The following is a 22,576-nucleotide window of genomic DNA, read 5'->3' as shown; positions in this document are numbered from 1 at the left end:
ATAGGACGTTGCATGACCGATCACGCGTTGCTTCTGGTTAACCTGGGTTCACCCGCCTCCACGTCAGTGGCGGATGTACGCAGTTACCTCAATCAATTTCTGATGGACCCGTATGTGATCGATCTGCCATGGCCGGTGCGCCGCTTGCTGGTGTCGCTGATCCTGATCAAACGCCCGGAACAGTCAGCCCACGCCTACGCCTCAATCTGGTGGGAGGAGGGCTCGCCCCTGGTGGTGCTCAGCCGTCGTCTGCAACAGGCCATGACGGCGCAGTGGACCCACGGTCCGGTGGAGCTGGCGATGCGCTACGGTGAGCCTTCAATTGAATCGAAACTGGTGCAACTGGCCGCCCAGGGCCACAAAAGAATCACCCTTGCGCCGCTTTATCCACAGTTCGCCGACAGCACCACCACGACGGTGATCGAAGAGGCCAAGCGCGTACTGCGCGAAAAAGGACTCGACCTGCAGCTGTCGATTCTCCAGCCGTTTTACGATCAGCCGGAATACCTCGACGCCTTGGTCGCCAGTGCGAAGCCTTATTTACAGCAGGATTACGATCACTTGTTGCTGAGCTTCCACGGTTTGCCGGAACGGCACCTGAAGAAGCTCAATCCCGGCCACAGTTTCGAAGGCGGCGGTGACTGTTGCGCCGGTGCTCCGCCGGAAGTGGTCGCGACCTGCTATCGCGGCCAGTGCCTGCGTACGGCGGCAGCGTTTGCCAAACGCATGGGGTTGCCGGACGGCAAGTGGTCGGTGTCGTTTCAGTCGCGTCTGGGTCGCGCCAAGTGGATCGAACCCTACACCGAAGCGCGGCTCGATGAGTTGGCCAAAAGTGGCGTGAGGAAGATTCTGGTGATGTGCCCGGCGTTCGTTGCCGATTGCATCGAGACGCTGGAAGAAATAGGTGATCGCGGACTGGAACAATTCCGCGAAGCGGGGGGGGAGGAGTTGGTGCTGGTGCCGTGCCTCAACGATGACCCGCAGTGGGCGCGAGCGTTGAGTGCACTGTGCGAAAGAGCGCCATTGGCCCTTTAAAAAGCATCGTCGGAACGCCGCCCGGAGCCGGCTCACTCCCACATTTGATCGGTGTCGAACACAAAGCGTGTGTACACCGAAAATCTAAATGTGGGAGTGGCCTGCTCGCGATAGCTAATTAACTGACAGCAAACATCTCAAGCAGTTACAGAAGTGGCTCATCCGCCTTCTTGTGCTTCCAGCTGTCATTGCCCGGCAGCAGCAGGTTCAGCGCAATCGCCACCACCGCGCACAGCGCGATGCCTTTGAGACCGAAGTCATCCTGGCCAGTCCCGGTGCCGACCAGCATACCGCCAATCCCGAACACCAGGGTCACCGACACAATCACCAGGTTGCGCGCTTCGCCCAAATCGATCTTGTGGCGAATCAGCGTGTTCATGCCCACCGCCGCAATCGAACCGAACAGCAGGCAGAGAATCCCGCCCATCACCGGCACCGGAATGCTTTGCAGCAGCGCGCCGAACTTGCCGATGAACGCCAGGCTGATGGCGAAGATCGCCGCCCAGGTCATGATTTTCGGGTTGTAGTTCTTGGTCAGCATCACCGCGCCGGTCACTTCGGCGTAGGTGGTGTTGGGGGGGCCACCAAACAGGCCTGCTGCGGTGGTGGCAATGCCATCGCCAAGCAGGGTACGGTGCAGGCCGGGTTTTTTCAGGTAATCGCGACCGGTCACGCTGCCGACGGCAATCACGCCGCCGATGTGTTCGATGGCCGGGGCCAACGCTACCGGAACGATAAACAAAATTGCCTGCCAGTTGAATTCGGGCGCGGTGAAGTGCGGAATCGCAAACCACGGCGCGGCCGCAATCTTCGCGGTATCGACGACGCCGAAGTAGAAGGCCATGGCAAACCCGACCAGTACGCCGGAGATGATCGGCACCAGACGGAAAATGCCTTTGCCAAACACCGCGACGATCAGGGTAGTCAGCAGCGCGGGCATCGAGATGAGCATTGCCGTCTGGTAATGAATCAGCTCAGTGCCGTCGCCGGCCTTGCCCATTGCCATGTTGGCGGCAATCGGCGCCATGGCCAGGCCAATGGAGATGATCACCGGACCAATTACCACCGGTGGCAGCAGGCGGTCGATGAAGCCGGTGCCTTTGATCTTCACGGCCAGGCCGAGGAAGGTGTAGACGAAACCTGCCGCCATCACGCCGCCCATGGTCGCCGCAAGGCCGAACTGGCCTTTGGCAAGGATGATCGGGGTGATGAAGGCAAAGCTCGACGCCAGGAACACCGGCACCTGACGTCCGGTGACGATCTGAAACAGAATCGTCCCCAAGCCTGCGGTGAACAGCGCCACGTTGGGGTCGAGGCCGGTAATCAAAGGCATCAACACCAACGCGCCGAAGGCCACGAACAGCATCTGTGCACCCGACAGCACCGTGCGCCAGAGCGGATCGTTGAACTCTTGCTGCATGCTCAAGCGTCCTTCTGCTTGGTGCCGAAGATCTTGTCGCCGGCATCGCCCAGGCCCGGGATGATGTAACCGTGTTCGTTCAGTTTTTCGTCAATGGACGCGGTGTAGATGATCACGTCCGGGTGAGCCTTCTCCACAGCGGCGATGCCTTCGGGCGCGGCCACCAGCACCATGGCGCGGATCTCGCGGCAACCGGCCTTTTTCAGCAAGTCGATGGTGGCGACCATGGAATTGCCGGTGGCGAGCATCGGGTCGATGATCATCGCCAGGCGCTCGTCGATTTCCGGAACCAGTTTCTCCAGGTAGGTATGGGCTTGCAGGGTTTCTTCGTTGCGGGCCACGCCTACGGCGCTGACTTTTGCGCCCGGGATCAGGCTCAGCACGCCTTCGAGCATGCCGATACCGGCGCGCAGAATCGGTACTACAGTAATCTTCTTGCCGGCAATTTTCTCGACCGACACCGTGCCGCACCAGCCTTCGATGTCGTAGGTCTCCAGCGGCAGGTCTTTAGTGGCTTCATAGGTCAACAGGGCGCCGACTTCCTGAGCAAGCTCACGGAAATTCTTGGTGCTGATGTCTGCACGGCGCATAAGGCCAAGTTTATGGCGGATCAGCGGGTGGCGGATCTCGAGGATGGGCATGGGAAAGGCTCCGGCGGCGGGCAAAAAAACCGGCCTAGATTAATCTATCCGAGGGTGTTGTCCTATAGACATACAGTACGTTAGTCCACAAACGCTTGATCTGACCTCGCTTGATGCGTACCTTTGCCCGCTTTTCCTGAATCCGTCCCTCCCCTTACCCCCCCTTGGAGAGCGCCATGTCCGCTGATCTCGAGCATATCCGTCAAATCATGCGAGAGGCTGACTGCCTGTACACCGAAGCTGAAGTCGAGGCGGCCATCGCCCGCGTCGGTGCGCAAATCAACGATCAACTGGCGGATTCCAACCCGGTGGTGTTCTGTGTGATGAACGGCGGCCTGATTTTCTCGGGCAAGCTGCTGACGCACCTGCACTTCCCGCTGGAAGCGTCTTACCTGCACGCCACCCGTTACCGCAACGAAACCAGCGGCGGCGACCTGTTCTGGAAAGCCAAGCCGGAAGTGTCGTTCATCGACCGCGATGTGCTGATCATCGACGATATCCTCGATGAAGGTCACACCCTGGGCGCGATCATCGATTTCTGCAAACACGCTGGCGCGCGCAAAGTGCACACCGCCGTGTTGATCGACAAAGACCACGACCGCAAGGCTCGCCCGGACCTGAAAGCCGATTTCGTCGGCCTGCCGTGCATCGACCGTTACATCTTCGGTTACGGCATGGACTACAAAGGCTACTGGCGTAACGCTAACGGGATCTACGCAGTTAAAGGAATGTAAGGCATGACCACGCCGCGCTTTTTTGATCAATCCTTGTTCACTGAGTTGGCCGGGAAAGCTGCGGTAAATCCTCGTGGGCGACAGCATCACAACTTCCACCAGATGGAAGAGGCGTGCCACCGCATGGTGGTGGGTTTGCAACCGGGCACCTACATCCCGCCTCACCGGCATTTGGGTGATAACAAGGCCGAAACCTTGCTGGTCCTGAAAGGGCGCCTTGGCGTGTTGATCTTCGACGAGGCCGGCGGGGTGGTTAAAAAGCAAATCCTGCAAGCCGCTGGCGATTGTGTCGGCGTGGACCTGCCCACTGGTGTTTTCCACGGATTGGTGGTGCTGGAAGCCGACAGCCTGATGTTCGAGTGCAAGGCCGGTCCGTATCGTCCGGTCGGTGAAGGCGAACTGGCGGATTGGGCGCCTCGTGAAGGCGAGCCAGGTGTCGCCGAGTATCAGGCATGGATGTGCGCGCAGTTCGATTGATTTTCACCCTGTGGGAGTGAGCCTGCTCGCGATTGCGGTCTGACTGACACATTTATCCTGGATGTGCCGACGTAATCGCGAGCAGGCTCACTCCCACAGGGGATCGCGTCCACAGAAGTATTTTCATATGCCCATGATAAAGTGCCCGGCTTCGCCTTCGGAGCCTGTCATGAGCCTTTTGATCCGCAGCTTTGCCGTCTTGTTGCTAACCGTCAGCCTGCCTCTGGCGGCCGCCCCGGCGCCGATGCACGCGCAGTTTCTGCCGCCTGATGACCTTGCCCTGCGCGACGCAGCGCCCGAGCAGCAGCAACTTCTGCAGGTCACCGAGTACTCGGTGGTGGTGGGCAGCCAACGCCAATCCAGTCAACAGCCGATTCCCGTCACGTCACCCTTGCTGATCCGCCTCAAGGGAAAATCCTTGAACAAGGGCGCGACCATCAATCAGGTGCTGGTCAACTTCGATGGCGAAAGCAAAAGCCTGAAAAAGCCGATCTACGATGACAAAAGCAAAACCCTGACGCTGTTTTACCCGCTGGCGCAGTACCGGGTGGTGATCGACTTGCTGCGCAATGACACGGTGTATTGCCAGTTCCTCAGCTATGCCAACGGCCATGTCTGGGCTGATTTGCACACCGGGGCCACTCGCACGCGTTGAGCCCGGCGCCAAGGGAGGGGTAAACTGCCCGCCCCGTGAAATGTCTGCGAGCTGGAGTCGGCAATGCGTAAAGATAAGAAGCAAGTGATTGGTGACGAGATCGGCGACGAGCAGATCAAGTTGTTCCTCGATTTCGAGCCAGTCGACGCCACTTCGCCGTCGCTGCACAAGTTAATCAAGGCCTACCGTGGTCTGCGCATCGATGACTTCGAGCGTTTTCTGACGTTCTTCGTCGAGGCAGGTCTGGACCTCAATGGTCAAGATGAGCACGGCAATGACTTCGTCGCCCTGATCAAGGATCAGCGCAATGCGGCTGAGTACATCGAGTTGATTGCCAAGGCCCGCGGTTAAGATCAAAAGCTCGCAGCCTCGCTACGCTCGACAGCTCCTACAAATGGTTCGCTCAAACCTGTAGGAACTGTCGAGCGTAGCGAGGCTGCGATTTTTTAAGCAGCATAAAAAAACGCCCCGCTCTCACTGAGAGCGGGGCGTTTTTTATGGGACCGAATCAAGCGTAGCTTTCGGTCTCGTTACTGGCTTCAACCAGTTCCAGCGCGATGTTGTTGTGCGCATTGATCTTGCGATACAGCGCAGCATCGGTTTCGAGCACTTTTTCGCGAGCCGGGAAGATTTCTGCCAGTTTGGCAGCCCACTCACCGGAAGCCTTGCCCGGGAAGCATTTTTCGATCAGTTCGAGCATGATCGAAACGGTTACCGAAGCGCCAGGAGAGGCGCCGAGCAGGGCAGCAAGGGAACCGTCCTTGGCCGCGACCAGTTCGGTACCGAACTGCAGAACGCCGCCCTTTTTCGGGTCCTTCTTGATGATCTGAACCCGTTGGCCGGCCACTTCCAGGCGCCAGTCTTCGGCTTTCGCTTCAGGGTAGAAACGTCGCAGGGATTCCAGACGCTGTTCCATCGATTGCATCACTTCGCTGACCAGGTATTTGGTCAGGTCCATGTTGTTTTTCGCCACGGCCAGCATCGGGCCGATGTTGCCGGCACGAACCGACATCGGCAGGTCCATGAAGGAGCCGTGCTTGAGGAACTTGGTGGTGAAACCGGCGTAAGGTCCGAACAGCAGGGACTTCTTGCCATCGACGACACGGGTGTCCAGGTGCGGCACGGACATCGGTGGCGAACCCACAGCGGCCTGGCTGTACACCTTGGCCTGGTGGTGTTTGACCACTTCCGGGTTGTCGCAACGCAGCCATTGGCCACTGATCGGGAAACCGCCGAAGCCTTTGCTTTCTTCGATGCCCGAAGCCTGCAGCAGCGGCAATGCCGCGCCGCCAGCGCCGAGAAAGACGAACTTCGCGTCGACGTCACGGGTGTTGCCGCTGTTGACGTCCTTGATGCTGACGGTCCAGCCGCCGTTGTTACGCTTCAGGCCGGTCACACGTTTGCAGTACTTGACCTGTGCGTCGGGCGCGCTGGTCAGGTGCTTGAGCAATTGATTGGTCAGGGCGCCGAAGTTGACGTCTGTGCCGTTCATCACGCGGGTAGCCGCGACGATTTCGTCGGCCGGACGGCCCGGCATCATCAGCGGCATCCAGTCGGCCATTTTAGCCTTGTCTTCGGTGTACTCCATGTCCGCGAAGGCATGGTGCTTGCTCAGCAACTTGAAGCGTTCCTTGAGGAAGGAAACGCCACTGTCACCTTGCACGAAGCTCAGGTGTGGCACCGGACTGATGAACGTCTTGCACGAGCCGAACGTGCCTTTTTTGGTCAGGTAGGACCAAAACTGTTTCGACACCTCGAATTGGGTGTTGATGTGCACAGCTTTCTTGATGTCGACGGTGCCATTGGCAGCCTGAGGCGTGTAGTTGAGCTCACACAGCCCGGCGTGACCGGTGCCGGCGTTGTTCCACGGGTTGGAACTCTCCGCGGCACCGGAATCCATCAGCTCGACGACTTCCAGCTTGATCGCGGGGTCGAGCTCTTTGAGCAATACCGCAAGGGTGGCACTCATGATGCCGGCCCCAACCAGTACTACGTCGACTGCTTCGTTATGCGCCATTTAACGCGTCTCCAAAATCTGCAGCACCAAATTGTCGGCATGGCTGCCAGGCGTTCCGGGGCGTGTCAGTGATGCCCCAGGTACCCATGGCCAGTATTGCCATGTCCGAATCTTCGCAATTTTTTGCAACTTCGACGGACGCTACCGGCCGGGTCAATGAGGGTTATGAACTCATTTCAACGCGCGACTGGCAATTCGACTTATGGTCGATACATCCGTTTGTGCAACCAAATCCGTAGCGGACAGGCTTCAGGCTCCGGTATACGAGGAGTGCTCGGTCCTGTGTCGTTGGGCTGTTTCAGACGCTAATGGTGCATGTTCAGACGCAAAACTATTCATTTGCTCGCCACACTCTTGTGAAGTTGTGAAAACCCGTTTTTTTCACGCTCTTTTGAAGACGTGAACCTCAAAAAAGGGCTGTCCCTGCCTGGCACCGTGCCCGCAAGCATTACCGTCATGGGATACATGACCGGCAAAACGGGCAGACAGCTCAGTGACCGAGCGTAATGACAGCTCTGCAGATTCGCGAAAAGCGGGTTTTTGCTCAAGGAACAGCAAGCGCGCCAGCTTCACTCGATCTGTGTGGGCGGCTCTCTGTGGGCGGTGCGGGGTGTCAATGCCGAGGCGTTAACGATGCTGCGAGGCCCGATCAGGAGACGTCCTTATAATCGGGGGGAGATTGTATCTAAGAAACGCAGGGAAATGGACGTGTTTAATGACTTTTATTAGGCATCTGGTCAGGTGGTCAACAGATGTTGCACCCGTGCACGTGGCTGGCGCGTGCTAACGCGTGCGCTAGGCGGCAGGGGATGATGCAGCCAGTTCAGGCGGATTTCTTCGATTTCGACCCAGTTATCACCCATCGGCTGGAGGCTGCACTGCTTGAACGCTTGGCAATGGCCATTGCTGTCGAGCAGGGCAAAGCAGCGGTGCAGGCGTTGTGGCGCGAACAGCGAAATGAAATAGCGCATGGCGAAGTACCTTGTGGGCGACTGTTGTGAAGATTGCCCGTGGGGCGTTACGTGCAAGTGTATGGGCGATGACAGAGGCGTGACACGAATCGCTTTCTGAGGTGGGTGTACGAAATTTCTTCAAGGCTTGTAGGGTGCTAGTTACCCGTCGTGACGCACCGCTATACTGCGGGCCTGTTTGTGCCTGATTCTGGAGAGAAACGCATGTTGCAACGTCTGTTGTTCGGTTTGATCACTGTGACCAGTTTAACCCTCGTTGGCTGCGCCCACAGCCCGCAACAACTGAACCCTGAGCCCAAGCTGACAACGCAGTTGGCACCAGTCGGCCATGGTCAGCCGGTGGTGGTGCGTGTGGTGGACGGTCGTCCGTCGCCAACATTGGGCACCCGCGGCGGTTTGTATCCGGAAACCAGCGCGATCACCGTGCAGGGTGCGCAGATTCTGCCTAAGTTGCAGGCCCAGGCCGAGGCTGCCGTGCGCTTGCTGGGCTTTACCCCGACGCCCAATGCACTGAATGCACCGCAACTCACCGTGACCTTGGCCGAACTGAAGTACCAGTCGCCTAAAGAAGGCATGTATGTGACTGAAGCGACCATCAGCGCGACGTTCCGCTCCGATGTGCAGAACGCCAATCGTCGTTACAGCGGCCGTTACGGTGCATCGCTGGACCAGCGTTTCGGCATGGCACCGAACCAGGAAACCAACACTAAACTGGTCAGTGATGTGTTGAGTGATGCGCTGACGCGTCTGTTCAAGGACCCGACGGTGGGGCAGGTTCTCGGCGAATAAGTATTCTTCGGATTCCAAAAAAGCCCGGTGCCAGCAATGGCTCCGGGCTTTTTCATTCAGGTGTACACAGAACACTGTAGGAGTGAGCCTGCTCGCGAAAACGGAGTGTCAGTCAAAGTAATTGTCGACTGACACTCCGTTTTCGCGAGCAGGCTCACTTCCACAGGGAATGTGTCGTGTCAGGCGGCTTCTGAGTAAAAATCCAGCACACTCACCCCAGTCAGCAAATCCGTCTCCGGCAAATCCGCATGTTGGTGCCCACCCAGCGCGCAATACACCAGCCAGTGGCGGTCCTGAACATTGAAGGCAAGGCTGCCAACCAGCGTTTGTTGTTCTTCACTTTGGGCGATGAGGTAAAGACGATCCTGGTTTTCAGCGTGCAGCATGACGGTCTCTCCGTGTCCGTTTTCGTGGGGTGTGAGACTGACGGATTTAGATGACGAATCTATGACGCAGGTCTGGAATCTGCCAAACAGTGAGCTATCTGTCGTAAAACGGGTGCGTGAAGAGAGGCTTTCGGTAGAATCCGCGCCGCATTCGTCGGTTCGGCGTCTGCTACACCTGTTTTGTTTGAGGTCCGTGATGTCGCTGCATTTGATGACGCTGTTTACCGCCCATCCAGCCAAACTGGTCAATCTGCTGGCCTTGCTGCTTGCCTTTCCGGGCTGTTGGCTGCTGCACGCCACTCGTCGTCGCGAACAACGCGCCATGGCCAGTATGGTGGCCCAGCGCCAGAGCCAACCCAACGTAGAGCCGACCCTCGATGGGGCGACGTTGCGCATGAACCGCTTTTTCTATCGCTTCGGATTCGCCTGCCTCGGGCTGGCGTTGCTGGTGTCGTGGATCAGCACGCGGGTCTGAAGCTCCTGCACAGAACCTGTGGTGAGGGGGCTTGCCCCTCGCCACACTACAGCGGCAAGCCGGCCTTCACCCGGTACTGATTGCGCACCGGCGTCGCATATTGCAGTACCAGGAACGGACGATGTTCTTCGGGGCAGGCCTCCAGGCGCTTGTTCCATTCTTCCTGCGCCTTGGCCAGTTCATCGGCCGCAAATACTTCAGCAGCTTTGGGTACCTGCAATTGCGGGTCGGCGTCTTTCCATTGGGCATAGGCCAGATAGTGCGCCGGGAACAAGCGGTAGCCACCGAGGATTTGCTTGTCCATCTCGACCGCCAATTGCTTGGTGTCTTCAAACAGCTCGGTGATCGGCGCGGCGAAGTTCACGTGGACCCGGCCCTTGTAGCCAGTAATGCCCTTGGCGATGCTCACATCGTCTTCGCCCGGCACTTTGCTGTAGCTGCCGGTGGTGGCGCGGATGAACAACTCGCGCGCCTTGGCCTGGTCGCACGGGTCGTATTCATAACTGATCGACACCGGGGTGAGGTTCAGCGACTGAATGACTTCGCCGAACGGCTCGTCCTTGCGGCTCATGTGGAACATCTTGAGGATCGCCGACTCGGTGCGGTCGTCGCCGTCTTTCGCCCGGCCTTCAGCCTGGGCGATCCAGATCGAGGCGCAATCGTTGCGTATCGAGTGGTTTATGTAGGCCGACAGCAGTTGATACGCCGCCATCTTCTCGCGGCGACCGGTGATCGAACGGTGCACGATGAAGCTCTTGTTCAGGCGCATCAAGTCGCTGACAAAGGGTTTTTGCAGCAGGTTGTCGCCGATCGCGATGCGTGGTGTCGGCAGGCCCGCGTGGTACACGGCGTAGTTGACGAAGGCCGGGTCCATCACGATGTCGCGGTGGTTGGCGATAAACAGGTAGGCGCTGCCGGACTTGAATTGCTCGACGCCGGTATAGGTGACGCCGTCTGTTGCGCGTTCGATGGTGTGGTCGACGTACATCTCGACCTTATCCTGCAATGTGGCCACCGAATGAACACCGGCGAACTCGCGGCGCAGTCGATGAGCTATAAGAGGTTTAAGCATCCAGCCGAAAGCACCGGCAAAACGCGGGAAGCGGAAGTGGGTGAGGATATCTAGAAACGCCTTGTCGCCAAGCAACCTGTCCAGTACTGCTGGGACTTCGCTGTCGTCGTAAGGTCGGATGGCATCGAATTCGCCCATCATGCTCTCTTGTTAGAAACGGCTAGGGTAAGTAAAGGTTTTGATCAAAACCGACAGGGCACGGTCTGAAAAAATAGCCAGACAAAAATAGCCCTGCAAATAGACCGGCGATTATACGCACAAGTCACCTGGGAGACCGCGATGCTGGAAACCGAGCGCTACGAATGTCCGTATTGTGGTGAACCGGCAGAGGCCGTGCTGGATTTGTCCGGCGGCGATCAGACCTATATCGAAGATTGTCCGGTGTGTTGTCGGCCAATAACGTTTGTCCTGCAGACCGACGGTCAGGAATGGTTGCTCGAAGTACTTAGCGAAAACGAATGAAAGGGGCACACCCATGCAGCGAATTTACGAGCCGGAAAACCTGATGGAAGGCGAGTTACTGCAAAGCATGCTGGCCAGCGAGGGCGTTGAGGCGCATCTGGTGGGGCGCGATTTGCTCGGCGGCACGGGTGAACTGCCGATCTTCGGCCTGTTGGGATTGTCGGTGGATAACGACCAGGCCGAATACGCCCGCGAGCTGATCACCGCGTACAATGCCGCGCTGCCGCTGTCCGGTGATGAACCGGAAAGCTTTCCCGGCACGCTGGTCTGTTAGGCTGACATTCGTTTTATTCAGAGTCGTGTTGCCCCATGTGTGGACGTTATGCCCTGTTTCGCTGGAACCCCGCCTTCGCGGCCCTGCCTGGCTTTCCCGCCGATCAGCAGGCCCAGTGGAATATTTCCCCCAACGATTCGGTGTTGATGCTACGTGCCAACGCAGACGGCCAGCATGAACTGGCCCGCGCCCGCTGGGGCCTGACGCCGCCGTGGCTGACTGACCTGTCCCGCACCCCGGCCCATGCCCGGGCGGAAACCGTTGCCGAGCAACCAATGTTTCGCCAGGCCTTTCGCGAGCGTCGTTGCCTGCTACCGGCCAACGGTTTCTATGAGTGGCGCGGCACGACGCGCAAACGCCCTTACTGGCTGACACCGGCTGAGGGTTCGTCGCTGTTTTTTGCCGCGATCTGGGAAGCTTACCCGGTGCAGGAACAGGTATGGCTGAGCACGGCAGTGATCACGCAGCCGGCGGCAAGTCAGCGGCGACCGTTGATTCTCGATGCGGCGGGGCAGGCCGCGTGGCTTGATCCCGAGACGCCGCTGCATACCTTGCAGGCCTTGCTCGCCAGTGAACCTGCGGTGTTGCGCGAGCGGGTGCTGGCGAATCTGGTAAATGATCCGAAGCTGAATGCGCCGGAGTGTCTTACCCCGGGTTGATGGGGTATCTGGGCTGGCCCCATCGCGAGCAGGCTCACTCCCACATTTGTTCTGTGTCGTTCACAAGTCCCCTGTGGGAGCGAGCTTGCTCGCGATAAGGTCCGCAGAGACTTGAGGGTTTTTTCCTGCGGTGCTGAGAGTTTTGCCTGAATTTTGCGTCTCATGTGTATGTATCTGGCGTCGATACACTTCCACGCCTAGGATACGCGGCATGATTTCAGGGAGTTTTTTTGATGAACAAGCTATTGGTTTTTGGGACGCTGAGCGCCAGTTTGCTGCTCGCCGGGTGCCAGTCGGTCAACACCACCAACGCGGGTGCCGTGGGAGTTGAGCGCAAGCAGTACATGTTCAGCATGTTGCCCTCGCAAGAGGTCGACCAGATGTATGCGCAGTCCTATCAGAAGACAATCGGTGAAGCTTCCAGCAAAGGTGTGCTGGACAAAACCAGTGAGAATGCCATGCGCGTCCAGGCCATTGCCGACCGGCTGATTGCCCAGGCGCCTAATTTCCGTCCGGATGCGGCTCAGTGGAAGTGGGAAGTCAACCTGATCAAGAGCGATGAGCTCAATGCCAACTGCGGGCCTGGGGGCAAGATCATCTTTTACTCCGGGCTGATCGACAAGCTGCAACTGACCGACGATGAAATCGCCGCAATCATGGGGCATGAAATCGCCCACGCCCTGCGTGAGCATGGACGTGAAGCGATGTCCAAAGCCTATGGTATCGAAATCGCCAAGCAGGGCGCCGGTGCCTTGTTAGGGTTGGGCCAGGACAGCATGGCGCTGGCGGACACCGTTGCGAACTACGGCATGACGCTGCCCAACAGCCGCGCCAATGAAAACGAGGCGGACCTGATTGGTCTCGAGCTGGCCGCTCGCGCCGGTTACAACCCGAACGCAGCGATTACCCTATGGAACAAGATGAGCAAGGTCTCGGAGGGCTCGCCGCCGGAGTTCATGAGTACTCACCCGGCGTCGAGCAGTCGTATTGCCGCGTTGCAGGCGGCGATTCCCAAAGTGATGCCGTTGTACGAGAACGCGCGTAAATCCTGAATCATGTATCAAGGCTGCTGACGCCTTCGCGGGCAAGCCCGCTCCTGCAGTTGAAATGCATTCCCCTGTAAGAGCGAGCCTGCTCGCGATGAACGACAACTCGATCTCCCGACTTACCGCGTCAAACCCACCCGCTGCTTTGCATCGCCTTGTACACCGCAACAATCGCCAAAATGAAGAACGCCGACGCCGCCAGTCGACGGATCAGGGTCAGTGGCAATTTTTCTGCCGCAAAGTTACCGGCCAGTACCACAGGTACGTTGGCAATCAGCATGCCGGCGGTAGTGCCGAGAATGACCAGCCACAAATCCGGGTATTGCGCCGCCAGCATCACGGTAGCGACCTGAGTCTTGTCACCCATTTCCGCCAGGAAGAACGCAATCAGTGTGGTCAGGAATGGCCCGAACTTGCGGGCGGTACTGACGTCGTCGTCCATCTTGTCCGGCACCAGGGTCCACAAGGCGGTCGCGGTGAAGCTGGCGGCCAGGATCCAGTGCAATGTCGCATTCGAGAAGAAACTGCCGAACCAGGCACCGACCGCACCAGCAGCTGCGTGGTTGGCCAGGGTCGCGGCGACGATGCCGGCGATGATTGGCCAAGGCTTGCGAAAACGGGCAGCAAGAATAAGGGCGAGCAGTTGCGTCTTGTCGCCGATTTCGGCCAAGGCAACGATTGCGGTAGGAACGAGAAGTGAATCCAGCATCATCAGGGTTTTCCTAAGGGGCGGGTCGACACGGCTATGACACGTACAGCCTCCCCGCCCCGGGTAAGGTGTTCGTGTCATAGGTCTTGTCAAACCCTGCGAACCGTCTGATGCGGACGCTTGGGTCGCATACGCCATGGTCTGAGGACCAAGTATGTTGACGTATGCCGGACGAGCATGGCGCTCGTGGGAGACTACTCCCCTAGGACGGAGCGGATTCTGCCTAGGCAAAATCCGTTAGGCAAGCACTTATTTGTCAGCCGCGTTTGGCCCGGTAGATTCTGAAACCCTGTCCCTCGGCCTTGATGGCGCACACGCCCAGGTGCTCTTCGATCAGCGGTTGGTACTTCAGGAAGCTGTTGGCTACCAGCCGCAGTTCGCCGCCGTTTTTCAGATGTTTGGCTGCTTTTCGCAGCAAGTTCTCTGTGGCGAAGTAATCGGTATGGACGCCGACGTGGAACGGCGGGTTGCTCAAAATCGCGCTCAAACCCATCGGTGCGGCGTCGATTCCGTCGCCGGTAATCACATCGGCTTCCAGACCGTTGGCGGCCAGGGTCAGGCGACTGCTGGCCGCAGCAAACGCATCGACGTCGAGCAAGGTGACCTGGTTGTGCGGATAACGACGCTTCACCGCAGCGCCCAACACGCCCGCGCCACAACCAAAGTCCAGCAAGTGACCGCTCGGCAACTTGTCCAGATGCTCCAGCAGCAGCGCGCTGCCGCGATCCAGCCGACCGTGGCTGAATACGCCCGGCAGGCTGATGACTTTCAATGGCCCTTCGGCCAGTGGCAATTCATAGGTCTGCGCCAGGCTTTCCAGTGATTTGGCTTCTGGCGCGTTGGCCACCGTGACCAGCCAGAGCTGGCAATGACGCGCGCTGTCGAGCTTGCGCGGCTTGCCGAACGGGTTCAGCTGTTTGGCTGCACCTTCGATGCCACTGCGTTTCTCGCCTACCAGATACAGTTCGCGACCGGCCAGGCGCGAGGCGAGAGCGTTGAGGATGTAATCGGTCAGGTCCTTGGACTTGGGCAGAAAAACCACGGCTGTTTCAAATTCACGCTGCGGCGCATTCACACCGAAATGGCTGCGCTCGGCAAAACGCGCATCCAGCGCCGCTTGATCGCCGGCGTGCCAGCACCAACCGTGGGCATCGGGCAATCGGCCCAGCAGATCGTCGGCGGGCAAACCGGCCAACAACACCGAACCCTGGAACAACTCGGGCTGACGAAGCAGTACTTCACTGCGCGGATCCATACTCTGCTCCTTGAAAAAAAGTGCGGCAGTTTATCAACTGACGACTCGCAGCGCTGTACCGCTGAAAAAAGCCTGCGCGTTTTCGGTCAACTGCCCCACGATTCGCTGCCGCGCCTCGCGACTGCCCCAGGCGTTGTGTGGAGTGACGATCAATCGTGGAATGTCAGCAGCCAGCAAGGGGTTGCCAGTCGTCGGTGGCTCTACGCTCAGCACATCGGTGGCCGCACCGCCCAGATGACCGTTGCGCAAAGCATCGGCCAGCGCCTGCTCATCGATCAAGCCACCGCGAGCGGTGTTGACCACGAAGGTGCCGGGTTTCATCGACGCCAGTTCGCGGGCGCCGATGAAGTGGCGGGTGTGTTCATTCAGCGGGCAGTGCAGGGTGAGGGCGTCGATCTGCGGCAGCAGTTCATCCAGCGGCAAGCGATCCGGCCGGGCAGGGCGCCCCGGGATTTGCCCCAGCAGCACGCGCATGCCGAATGCTTCGGCCAGTCGTGCAACGGCGCCACCCAGTTCACCGTGGCCGAGCAGGCCAAGGGTTTTGCCTTGCAGTTCGACGATCGGGTAGTCCAACAGGCAGAACTGTTGCGCTTGCTGCCAGCGACCTTCGCCCACGGCTTTTTGATAGTCGGCCAGGCGCGTCGCCAGGTTGAGCAGCAACATGATCGTGTGCTGCGCCACCGACGGTGTGCCATAGCCCTGGCAGTTGCAAACGGTAACGCCATGGGCGCGGGCAGCGGATAGATCGACGTTGTTGGTGCCGGTGGCGGTGATCAGGATCAGCTTCAGGTCAGGGCTGGCGGCGATGGCGTCGGCGTTGATCGGGATCTTGTTGCTGATGGCCACCGTGGCGCCCTTGAGGCGCTCGATCACTTGATCCGGCGTGGTCTGCGCGAACAGCTGCAAGTCGTCAAAGCAATCACGCAGCGGGCTGAGGTCGAGGTCGCCGAGGTCCAGGGACGGGTGGTCGAGGAAAACGGCGCGGCGAGAGTTCGTCATCAACTGTACCTTTTGTGCATTGAACTGAAGGCGTAATCTGCCGAGCCTACCAGATGACACAAATGGTTACGCAGTGCCAGGCTGAACGCTGGCCCTGTAGGAGTGAGCCTGCTCGCGATGACGGAGTGTCAGTCGACATTGTGTCGCCTGATTGACCGCTAACGCGAGCAGGCTCACTCCCACAGGGGATGGCGTTAACCTTGTGAGTTTCATTTCGACCGACCTGCCCCAAAGGAGCCCCAATGTATTGGACAGAGTTTTTGACCGTTGCCCTGATTCACTTGCTCGCCGTGGCCAGCCCCGGCCCGGACTTTGCCGTGGTGGTGCGTGAAAGCGTGACCCATGGTCGACGCGCCGGCACCTGGACGGCACTGGGTGTTGGTACGGCGATTTTCCTGCACGTCGGCTATTCGCTGCTCGGGATCGGCCTGATCGTGTCCCAGTCAATCGTGCTGTTCAACGCGCTGAAATGGGCCGCCGCCGCGTACCTGTTGTACATCGGCTACAAGGCCTTGCGCGCGCAACCGGCCAAAGCGGTCGCCGACAATCTGCACAAGGAAGCCGGTGAGCGCACCGCTCGTGGCGCTTTCACCTCCGGTTTCGTGACCAACGGTCTGAACCCGAAAGCGACGCTGTTCTTTTTGTCGCTGTTCACCGTGGTGATCAACCCGCACACACCGCTGGCGGTACAAGCCGGTTATGGGGTCTACCTCGCTGCGGCGACGGCGGCGTGGTTTTGCCTGGTGGCGCGGCTGTTCAGCCAGCAGCGTGTGCGTGCCGGATTCGCCCGCATGGGCCACTGGTTCGACCGCACCATGGGTGTGGTGCTGATCGCCATCGGCGTGAAGCTCGCCTTCACCGAGATGCATTGATAGCGGGCTGATCCTCTAAATCCTGCAAATGCTGGCGCAAAGCTAGCATTTGTCCAGCGCTGCAAATCATTCCTTTGGCTGATTTGGCTGTCATAGAAGAGCACTAGAGTGCTTACTTTCAGCCAACACCGTGCAGTCAGAAAAGGGATTGATATGTTGCAGACTCGCGTTATCCCCCCAGCCGAAGGCGCTTACCAGTATCCGCTGCTGATTAAACGACTGCTGATGTCCGGCGCTCGTTACGAGAAAACCCGCGAGATCATTTACCGCGACCAGGTGCGCTACAGCTATCCGACCCTGATAGAACGGGTCGCGCGGCTGGCCAATGTGTTGACGGCGGCCGGGGTCAAGGCCGGGGATACCGTGGCGGTGATGGACTGGGACAGCCATCGATACCTGGAGTGCATGTTCGCCATCCCGATGATCGGCGCGGTGATCCACACAATCAACGTGCGCCTGTCGCCAGAACAGATCCTCTACACCATGAACCACGCCGAGGACCGCTTTGTGTTGGTCAACAGCGAGTTCGTGGGGCTTTACCAGGCGCTTGCCGGGAACCTGACCACGGTCGAGAAAACCCTGCTACTGACCGACCTGCCGGAAAAAACCGCCGACCTGCCGAACCTGATTGGCGAGTACGAACAACTGCTGGCGGCTGCCAGCACGCAATACGACTTCCAGGATTTCGACGAACACTCGGTCGCGACAACGTTCTACACCACCGGCACCACCGGCAATCCCAAAGGTGTGTATTTCACCCACCGGCAGCTGGTGCTGCACACCATGGGTGTGTCGACCATCATGGGCTCCATCGACAGTGTGCGCCTGCTGGGCACCAGCGACGTGTACATGCCGATCACCCCGATGTTCCATGTGCATGCCTGGGGCTTGCCCTATGTGGCGACCATGCTCGGGCTCAAGCAGGTTTATCCCGGCCGTTACGACCCGGAATACCTGGTGGAGCTGTGGCGCAAGGAGAAGGTCACCTTTTCCCACTGCGTGCCGACCATTTTGCAGATGATCCTCAATGCCAAAGCGGCGCAAGGCACGGACTTCGGCGGCTGGAAAATCGTCATCGGCGGCAGCGCGCTCAACCGTACGCTGTACGAAACGGCCAAAGACAAGGGTATTCAGTTGACGGCCGCGTATGGCATGTCGGAAACCGGGCCGCTGGTGTCGTGTGCGCACCTCAACGATGAATTGATGGCCGGCAGCGAAGATGAACGCACCGCCTATCGCATCAAGGCCGGCGTGCCGGGGCCATTGGTGGAAGCGGCGATCGTCGACCCCGACGGCAACTTCCTGCCCGCCGATGGCGAAACCCAGGGCGAGCTCGTGCTGCGTGCGCCATGGCTCACCGAGGGCTACTTCAACGAACCGCAGAAGGGTGCCGAGCTCTGGGCCGGGGGCTGGCTGCACACCGGCGACGTGGCGACGCTGGACGCCATGGGTGTGATCGACATCCGTGACCGCATCAAAGACGTGATCAAGACCGGTGGCGAGTGGATCTCGTCTCTGGACCTTGAAGACTTGATCAGTCGCCACGTGGCGGTACGCGAAGTAGCAGTGGTGGGCATCGCCGATCCGCAATGGGGGGAACGACCGTTTGCGCTGCTGGTGATCCACGAAGGGCATGAGATCGGGGCCCGGGAACTCAAGGAACACCTCAAGCCATTCGTGGAGTTGGGGCACTTGAGCAAGTGGGCGATCCCGAACCAGATTGCCCTTGTTACTGAAATTCCCAAGACCAGTGTCGGCAAGCTCGACAAGAAGCGCATCCGCCTCGACATCACCGAATGGCAGGCCAACAACAGCACCTTCCTCTCGACGCTTTAAGCGTCTCCTGGCGTGCCCGAAAAGGCACGCCAGGCCCACCAAGCAAGCGCTTGGCTTGTGTAGTCCAAATTTTCAGTCATCCTTGCCGGCCGACAAGTGTCGGACTGGCGAAAGGACTGTTCCAGAGGTCGGCAGCTGCAAATCACACTTTAGAGGGATCAAGCTCTACTACCTGCTGGCTATAGTCCGTCCACGGATTTTTAAGAACGGAGCAAGCGCACCAAAGGGGGCGATGCAATTTTGGAGTGACTTCGGGACGCCTTGGCTCCCCGTCACCCACAACGTTTTTAGAAGTGCTCAAAGCCATAACAATAATGCACATGGAGTAGCGTCGATGACATCAGTAAACAAGTTCTGGCGCCGGGCGAAATTGCCCTTGGCGGTCAGTCTCGCCTCTTCGCTCGCCGGGCCTGCATTCGGCGTCAGTTTCAACGTTGGTGAAATCGAAGGTCAGTTCGATTCGTCGCTGTCCCTGGGTATGAGTGTCTCGACCCAACAGCCGAACAAGAACCTGATCGGCGTCAACAATGGTGGCAAGGGCCTGTCCCAGACGTCCGATGACGGTCACTTGAACTTCAAGAGCGGCCAAGCTTTTTCGAAGATCTTCAAGGGCATCCATGACCTTGAGTTGAAATACGGCGACACCGGTGTGTTTGTCCGGGGCAAATACTGGTACGACTTCGCGCTACAAAACGAAGACCTGGAATTCAAGAACGTCAGCAATGACCACCGCGATGAAGGTGCCAAGTCGTCAGGTGGGGAAATCCTCGACGCCTTCATTTACCACAACTATTCGATTGCCGATGAGCCGGGTACCGTGCGCTTGGGCAAGCAGGTCGTGAGCTGGGGTGAAAGTACGTTCATTGGCGGCGGTATCAATTCGATCAACCCGATCGATGTGTCGGCGTTCCGCCGTCCGGGGGCAGAGATCAAGGAAGGCCTGATTCCGGTCAACATGTTCTATATGTCCCAGAGCCTTACCGAGAACCTGTCGGCCGAGGGTTTCTATCAGATTGACTGGCAGAAGACGGTCACCGATAACTGCGGCACGTTTTTCTCTCAGGCGGACATCGTGACCACCGGTTGCGACGATAACCTGCGGGTGCTGAACAAGCGTTCGACCATTCCAGCCATCGCGCTCGGGCCATTGGCCGCGAACGGTGTCGACGTCAACGAAGAAGGCGTTCTGGTGCGTCGCGCACCTAACCGCAATGCCAGTGACAGCGGACAGTGGGGTGTGTCCACCAAGTACATGTTCGAACCTCTGGACACCGAGTTCGGCGCGTACTTCATGAACTACCACAGCCGTGCGCCGATCTTCAGCGCCACAGGTGCGCCACAGTCGGTCTATAACACTGCCAAGGCGCTACCAGGCCCGTTCGCTGCGCTCGCGCCGCTGCTGGTAGCGGGTAACTCGCAATACTTCATCGAATACCCGGAAGACATTCGCCTCTACGGTCTGAGTTTCTCCACCACCTTGCCTACCGGTACGGCGTGGCAAGGTGAAGTCAGCTACCGCCCGAACGCACCGGTGCAACTGAACTCCACCGACATCCTGTTCGCCGGCGTGCGTCCATTGGGCGGCGCGCTGACCAACGCTTCGCTGCTTTCCGCCGCACCGGGCACCGATCTTCATGGTTATAACCGCAAGGAAATCACCCAGCTCCAGACCACCTTTACGCACTTCTTCGATCAGGTCATGGGCGCCAGCCGTCTGACCCTGGTGGGTGAAGTCGGCATGACCTATGTCGGCGGCCTGGAAAGCAAATCCCAGGCCCGTTACGGTCGCGATCCGGTCTTCGGCCCTGGCGAACTGCCAGCGACCGGCGGCCTTAACACCTGCTCGCAAATCCTCAACGCTTCCACCATCGCTGGTGCGGGGCCAGGTGCCTCGACGAGCAATCTCAGCAGCAATTGCAACAATGACGGTTTCACCACGGCTTCTTCCTGGGGTTATCGCGGTCGGGCTATCTGGGAATACAACGACGTGTTTGCCGGTGTGAACCTCAAGCCGAACGTGGCCTGGTCCCACGACGTCAATGGTTACTCCCCAGGCCCAGGCGGCAACTTCGAGGAAGGTCGCAAGGCTGTCAGCCTCGGGGTCGATGCCGAATACCAGAACACTTACACCGCTAGCCTGGCGTACACCGATTTCTTTGGTGGCGACTTCAGCACCGTAGATGACCGCGACTTCGTTGCGCTCAGCGTCGGCGTGAACTTCTAAACACTGTTTTTTAGGACGAACACACATATGAAAATAACAAAGAGTCTGTTCAAAGCTGGTGTTCTGGGGCTTTCGCTGCTGGCGACCAGTGTGATGGCGGCGGTCCCTGCGGCCGAAGCCGACAAACTGGGCAAGAGCCTGACCCCGATGGGCGCCGAAATGGCGGGCAACGCGGACGGTTCGATTCCGGCCTGGAAGCCAATGGCGAAAAACATCGGAACCGTCGACAGCAAAGGTTTCCTGTCCAATCCGTACGCCAGTGAAAAACCACTGTTCACCATCACGGCGCAAAATGTCGACCAGTACAAAGACAAACTCGCCCCGGGTCAGTACGCGATGTTCAAGCGCTACCCGGAAACCTACAAGATGCCGGTTTACCCGTCCCATCGCGGTGCCACCGTGCCGGCTGACGTGTTCGCCGCCATCAAGAAAAACGCTACAACGACGACCCTCGTGTCCGGCGGCAACGGCCTGGAAAACTTCGAAACCGCCGTACCGTTCCCGATTCCCAAGAGTGGCGTTGAAGTCATCTGGAACCACATCACCCGCTATCGCGGTGGCAGCGTGACCCGTCTGGTGACCCAGGCCACGCCACAGCCGAACGGCTCGTACAGCCTGGTGTACTTCCAGGATCAGTTCGTGTTCCGCGACAAAATGAAGGACTACGACCCGAAAAACCCAGGCAACATCCTGTTCTACTTCAAGCAGAAAGTGACTGCGCCAGCACGTCTGGCCGGTGGTGTGCTGCTGGTGCATGAAACCCTGGACCAAGTGAAAGAACCGCGTTCGGCCTGGGTTTACAACGCCGGTCAGCGTCGTGTGCGTCGTGCACCACAAGTGTCCTATGACGGGCCGGGTACCGCGGCGGACGGCCTGCGTACCTCCGACAACCTGGACATGTTCAACGGTGCACCGGATCGCTACGACTGGAAGCTCGAAGGCAAGAAAGAGATGTACATTGCCTCGGACAGCTACAAGCTCGATTCGCCTACCCTCAAGTACGACGACATCATCAAGGCCGGTCATATCAACCAGGACCTGGCACGTTACGAGTTGCGCCGGGTCTGGCATGTGGTGGCGACTTTGAAAGAAGGCCAGCGTCATATTTACGCCAAACGTGACTTCTACATCGATGAAGACACCTGGCAAGCGGCAGTGATCGATCACTACGATGGTCGTAATCAGCTGTGGCGTGTGGCAGAAGCTCACTCCATGGATTACTACAACGTTCAAGTGCCGTGGTACTCCCTGGAAGCCCTGTACGACTTGCAATCGGGTCGCTACCTGGCGCTGGGTATGAAGAACGAAGAGAAGTCTGCCTATGACTTCGGCTTCACCGCTACCACCAGCGACTTCACACCGGCTGCACTGCGTCAGGACGGGGTTCGCTAACCTGCACTGAACAGAGGTCGCCTCCTCAAAAAAACGCCCCGACTGGTTCGGGGCGTTTTTTTTTTGATTTTGACCTGAACATTTTCGGTGTCTGTGAGGGCCTCATCGCGAGCAGGCAACTCGGTCTAAAAGGAAAGCACCATTTCAGTCCCGCAATGTCTGCTTATAGACTTTTT

At 58.6% G+C, this 22,576-nt stretch carries 24 protein-coding genes and 1 riboswitch; of the genes, 15 read left to right on the top strand and 9 right to left on the bottom strand.

Annotated elements, in window-relative coordinates; all coding sequences use genetic code 11:
- Positions 1-12: 12 nt before the first annotated feature.
- On the top strand, positions 13-1,035 hold the full coding sequence (hemH, locus tag AC3ISI_RS24240) for a ferrochelatase (protein ID WP_489334144.1): 1,023 nt from the start codon (positions 13-15) through the stop codon (positions 1,033-1,035).
- A 145-nt stretch (positions 1,036-1,180) separates the two neighbouring features.
- Here the strand turns inward: hemH and AC3ISI_RS24235 are convergent, their stop codons facing one another.
- Entirely contained in the window at positions 1,181-2,455 is a 1,275-nt protein-coding gene (locus tag AC3ISI_RS24235; protein ID WP_489334143.1) for a uracil-xanthine permease family protein, read from the bottom strand.
- Between the two features lie 2 nt (positions 2,456-2,457).
- A complete protein-coding gene (gene upp, locus AC3ISI_RS24230) occupies positions 2,458-3,096 on the bottom strand; it encodes a uracil phosphoribosyltransferase (RefSeq protein WP_007942673.1) in 639 nt (212 codons plus the stop codon).
- A 176-nt stretch (positions 3,097-3,272) separates the two neighbouring features.
- On the opposite strand from upp, the gene AC3ISI_RS24225 reads away from it, so the two are divergent.
- The 4 genes from AC3ISI_RS24225 (at position 3,273) to AC3ISI_RS24210 (ending at position 5,313) form a co-directional block, all read left to right on the top strand.
- Entirely contained in the window at positions 3,273-3,830 is a 558-nt protein-coding gene (locus AC3ISI_RS24225) for a hypoxanthine-guanine phosphoribosyltransferase (protein ID WP_007942675.1), read from the top strand.
- Between the two features lie 3 nt (positions 3,831-3,833).
- The gene (locus AC3ISI_RS24220) at positions 3,834-4,307 is read left to right on the top strand and encodes a WbuC family cupin fold metalloprotein (RefSeq protein WP_489334142.1); all 474 of its coding nucleotides are present in this window, start codon (positions 3,834-3,836) and stop codon (positions 4,305-4,307) included.
- A gap of 169 nt (positions 4,308-4,476) precedes the next feature.
- A complete protein-coding gene (locus AC3ISI_RS24215; protein WP_489334141.1) occupies positions 4,477-4,962 on the top strand; it encodes a hypothetical protein in 486 nt (161 codons plus the stop codon).
- Positions 4,963-5,025: 63 nt separating this feature from the next.
- Positions 5,026-5,313, top strand: coding sequence for a PA4642 family protein (locus tag AC3ISI_RS24210; protein WP_477793646.1), 288 nt, complete (start codon positions 5,026-5,028; stop codon positions 5,311-5,313).
- 157 nt (positions 5,314-5,470) lie between these two features.
- Here AC3ISI_RS24210 and mqo read toward each other — a convergent pair whose 3' ends face one another.
- Positions 5,471-6,979 carry a malate dehydrogenase (quinone) gene (gene mqo, locus AC3ISI_RS24205; protein WP_489334140.1) on the bottom strand — a complete coding sequence of 503 codons (1,509 nt, stop codon included), beginning with the start codon at positions 6,977-6,979 and terminating at the stop codon, positions 5,471-5,473.
- Positions 6,980-7,716: 737 nt separating this feature from the next.
- Complete coding sequence (locus AC3ISI_RS24200) at positions 7,717-7,950, bottom strand: hypothetical protein (RefSeq protein ID WP_489334139.1); 234 nt, start codon at positions 7,948-7,950, stop codon at positions 7,717-7,719.
- 204 nt (positions 7,951-8,154) lie between these two features.
- Between AC3ISI_RS24200 and AC3ISI_RS24195 the strand changes: the two genes are divergently transcribed.
- On the top strand, positions 8,155-8,739 hold the full coding sequence (locus AC3ISI_RS24195) for a YajG family lipoprotein (protein WP_489334138.1): 585 nt from the start codon (positions 8,155-8,157) through the stop codon (positions 8,737-8,739).
- Positions 8,740-8,918: 179 nt separating this feature from the next.
- On the opposite strand, the gene AC3ISI_RS24190 is transcribed toward AC3ISI_RS24195, so the two are convergent.
- Entirely contained in the window at positions 8,919-9,125 is a 207-nt protein-coding gene (locus AC3ISI_RS24190; RefSeq protein ID WP_489334137.1) for a hypothetical protein, read from the bottom strand.
- 196 nt (positions 9,126-9,321) lie between these two features.
- Here AC3ISI_RS24190 and AC3ISI_RS24185 point away from each other — a divergent pair, with 196 nt between their 5' ends.
- Entirely contained in the window at positions 9,322-9,600 is a 279-nt protein-coding gene (locus tag AC3ISI_RS24185) for a hypothetical protein (RefSeq protein ID WP_489334136.1), read from the top strand.
- A gap of 46 nt (positions 9,601-9,646) precedes the next feature.
- Here AC3ISI_RS24185 and AC3ISI_RS24180 read toward each other — a convergent pair whose 3' ends face one another.
- Complete coding sequence (locus AC3ISI_RS24180) at positions 9,647-10,810, bottom strand: 1-acyl-sn-glycerol-3-phosphate acyltransferase (RefSeq protein ID WP_489334135.1); 1,164 nt, start codon at positions 10,808-10,810, stop codon at positions 9,647-9,649.
- A 141-nt stretch (positions 10,811-10,951) separates the two neighbouring features.
- Here AC3ISI_RS24180 and AC3ISI_RS24175 point away from each other — a divergent pair, with 141 nt between their 5' ends.
- From AC3ISI_RS24175 to AC3ISI_RS24160, 4 genes are all read left to right on the top strand, one after another.
- Positions 10,952-11,134 (top strand): CPXCG motif-containing cysteine-rich protein, encoded by a 183-nt coding sequence (locus tag AC3ISI_RS24175; protein WP_477789397.1) that lies wholly within the window; start codon positions 10,952-10,954, stop codon positions 11,132-11,134.
- Between the two features lie 13 nt (positions 11,135-11,147).
- Positions 11,148-11,408 carry a putative signal transducing protein gene (locus AC3ISI_RS24170; RefSeq protein WP_489334134.1) on the top strand — a complete coding sequence of 87 codons (261 nt, stop codon included), beginning with the start codon at positions 11,148-11,150 and terminating at the stop codon, positions 11,406-11,408.
- A 35-nt stretch (positions 11,409-11,443) separates the two neighbouring features.
- Positions 11,444-12,067: an SOS response-associated peptidase gene (locus tag AC3ISI_RS24165; RefSeq protein ID WP_489334133.1), complete on the top strand. Its 624-nt coding sequence runs from the start codon at positions 11,444-11,446 to the stop codon at positions 12,065-12,067.
- Between the two features lie 233 nt (positions 12,068-12,300).
- Positions 12,301-13,119 (top strand): M48 family metallopeptidase, encoded by an 819-nt coding sequence (locus AC3ISI_RS24160; protein WP_489334132.1) that lies wholly within the window; start codon positions 12,301-12,303, stop codon positions 13,117-13,119.
- Between the two features lie 121 nt (positions 13,120-13,240).
- Here the strand turns inward: AC3ISI_RS24160 and AC3ISI_RS24155 are convergent, their stop codons facing one another.
- The 3 genes from AC3ISI_RS24155 to AC3ISI_RS24145 all read right to left on the bottom strand — a co-directional run bounded on the left by AC3ISI_RS24155 (position 13,241) and on the right by AC3ISI_RS24145 (position 16,076).
- Complete coding sequence (locus AC3ISI_RS24155) at positions 13,241-13,822, bottom strand: TMEM165/GDT1 family protein (RefSeq protein ID WP_489337783.1); 582 nt, start codon at positions 13,820-13,822, stop codon at positions 13,241-13,243.
- A gap of 91 nt (positions 13,823-13,913) precedes the next feature.
- Positions 13,914-14,038, bottom strand: a riboswitch (yybP-ykoY riboswitch).
- Positions 14,039-14,078: 40 nt separating this feature from the next.
- Positions 14,079-15,077 carry a methyltransferase gene (locus AC3ISI_RS24150; protein WP_489334131.1) on the bottom strand — a complete coding sequence of 333 codons (999 nt, stop codon included), beginning with the start codon at positions 15,075-15,077 and terminating at the stop codon, positions 14,079-14,081.
- A gap of 33 nt (positions 15,078-15,110) precedes the next feature.
- Positions 15,111-16,076, bottom strand: coding sequence for a 2-hydroxyacid dehydrogenase (locus AC3ISI_RS24145; protein ID WP_489334130.1), 966 nt, complete (start codon positions 16,074-16,076; stop codon positions 15,111-15,113).
- A 242-nt stretch (positions 16,077-16,318) separates the two neighbouring features.
- On the opposite strand from AC3ISI_RS24145, the gene AC3ISI_RS24140 reads away from it, so the two are divergent.
- The 4 genes from AC3ISI_RS24140 to AC3ISI_RS24125 all read left to right on the top strand — a co-directional run bounded on the left by AC3ISI_RS24140 (position 16,319) and on the right by AC3ISI_RS24125 (position 22,400).
- Positions 16,319-16,948, top strand: a complete 630-nt coding sequence (locus AC3ISI_RS24140) for a LysE family translocator (protein ID WP_489334129.1) — start codon at positions 16,319-16,321, stop codon at positions 16,946-16,948.
- 153 nt (positions 16,949-17,101) lie between these two features.
- Positions 17,102-18,784 (top strand): fatty acid--CoA ligase, encoded by a 1,683-nt coding sequence (locus AC3ISI_RS24135; protein WP_489334128.1) that lies wholly within the window; start codon positions 17,102-17,104, stop codon positions 18,782-18,784.
- A 334-nt stretch (positions 18,785-19,118) separates the two neighbouring features.
- Positions 19,119-21,008 carry a DUF1302 domain-containing protein gene (locus AC3ISI_RS24130; RefSeq protein ID WP_489334127.1) on the top strand — a complete coding sequence of 630 codons (1,890 nt, stop codon included), beginning with the start codon at positions 19,119-19,121 and terminating at the stop codon, positions 21,006-21,008.
- 27 nt (positions 21,009-21,035) lie between these two features.
- Entirely contained in the window at positions 21,036-22,400 is a 1,365-nt protein-coding gene (locus tag AC3ISI_RS24125; RefSeq protein WP_489334126.1) for a DUF1329 domain-containing protein, read from the top strand.
- Positions 22,401-22,576: the final 176 nt, after the last annotated feature.

The sequence above is a fragment of the Pseudomonas sp. GL_139_B genome, assembly GCF_057834475.1.
The sequence above is the reverse complement of the archived record's forward strand: the minus strand, read 5'-3'. Positions and strand labels throughout refer to the sequence as shown.

Bases quoted from the DNA above. Each gene is read 5' to 3' on its own strand.
- hemH (WP_489334144.1), top strand. From the start codon at position 13: ATGACCGATCACGCGTTGCTTCTGGTTAACCTGGGTTCACCCGCCTCC.
- AC3ISI_RS24235 (WP_489334143.1), bottom strand. From the start codon at position 2,455: ATGCAGCAAGAGTTCAACGATCCGCTCTGGCGCACGGTGCTGTCGGGT.
- upp (WP_007942673.1), bottom strand. From the start codon at position 3,096: ATGCCCATCCTCGAGATCCGCCACCCGCTGATCCGCCATAAACTTGGC.
- AC3ISI_RS24225 (WP_007942675.1), top strand. From the start codon at position 3,273: ATGTCCGCTGATCTCGAGCATATCCGTCAAATCATGCGAGAGGCTGAC.
- AC3ISI_RS24220 (WP_489334142.1), top strand. From the start codon at position 3,834: ATGACCACGCCGCGCTTTTTTGATCAATCCTTGTTCACTGAGTTGGCC.
- AC3ISI_RS24215 (WP_489334141.1), top strand. From the start codon at position 4,477: ATGAGCCTTTTGATCCGCAGCTTTGCCGTCTTGTTGCTAACCGTCAGC.
- AC3ISI_RS24210 (WP_477793646.1), top strand. From the start codon at position 5,026: ATGCGTAAAGATAAGAAGCAAGTGATTGGTGACGAGATCGGCGACGAG.
- mqo (WP_489334140.1), bottom strand. From the start codon at position 6,979: ATGGCGCATAACGAAGCAGTCGACGTAGTACTGGTTGGGGCCGGCATC.
- AC3ISI_RS24200 (WP_489334139.1), bottom strand. From the start codon at position 7,950: ATGCGCTATTTCATTTCGCTGTTCGCGCCACAACGCCTGCACCGCTGC.
- AC3ISI_RS24195 (WP_489334138.1), top strand. From the start codon at position 8,155: ATGTTGCAACGTCTGTTGTTCGGTTTGATCACTGTGACCAGTTTAACC.
- AC3ISI_RS24190 (WP_489334137.1), bottom strand. From the start codon at position 9,125: ATGCTGCACGCTGAAAACCAGGATCGTCTTTACCTCATCGCCCAAAGT.
- AC3ISI_RS24185 (WP_489334136.1), top strand. From the start codon at position 9,322: ATGTCGCTGCATTTGATGACGCTGTTTACCGCCCATCCAGCCAAACTG.
- AC3ISI_RS24180 (WP_489334135.1), bottom strand. From the start codon at position 10,810: ATGGGCGAATTCGATGCCATCCGACCTTACGACGACAGCGAAGTCCCA.
- AC3ISI_RS24175 (WP_477789397.1), top strand. From the start codon at position 10,952: ATGCTGGAAACCGAGCGCTACGAATGTCCGTATTGTGGTGAACCGGCA.
- AC3ISI_RS24170 (WP_489334134.1), top strand. From the start codon at position 11,148: ATGCAGCGAATTTACGAGCCGGAAAACCTGATGGAAGGCGAGTTACTG.
- AC3ISI_RS24165 (WP_489334133.1), top strand. From the start codon at position 11,444: ATGTGTGGACGTTATGCCCTGTTTCGCTGGAACCCCGCCTTCGCGGCC.
- AC3ISI_RS24160 (WP_489334132.1), top strand. From the start codon at position 12,301: ATGAACAAGCTATTGGTTTTTGGGACGCTGAGCGCCAGTTTGCTGCTC.
- AC3ISI_RS24155 (WP_489337783.1), bottom strand. From the start codon at position 13,822: ATGCTGGATTCACTTCTCGTTCCTACCGCAATCGTTGCCTTGGCCGAA.
- AC3ISI_RS24150 (WP_489334131.1), bottom strand. From the start codon at position 15,077: ATGGATCCGCGCAGTGAAGTACTGCTTCGTCAGCCCGAGTTGTTCCAG.
- AC3ISI_RS24145 (WP_489334130.1), bottom strand. From the start codon at position 16,076: ATGACGAACTCTCGCCGCGCCGTTTTCCTCGACCACCCGTCCCTGGAC.
- AC3ISI_RS24140 (WP_489334129.1), top strand. From the start codon at position 16,319: ATGTATTGGACAGAGTTTTTGACCGTTGCCCTGATTCACTTGCTCGCC.
- AC3ISI_RS24135 (WP_489334128.1), top strand. From the start codon at position 17,102: ATGTTGCAGACTCGCGTTATCCCCCCAGCCGAAGGCGCTTACCAGTAT.
- AC3ISI_RS24130 (WP_489334127.1), top strand. From the start codon at position 19,119: ATGACATCAGTAAACAAGTTCTGGCGCCGGGCGAAATTGCCCTTGGCG.
- AC3ISI_RS24125 (WP_489334126.1), top strand. From the start codon at position 21,036: ATGAAAATAACAAAGAGTCTGTTCAAAGCTGGTGTTCTGGGGCTTTCG.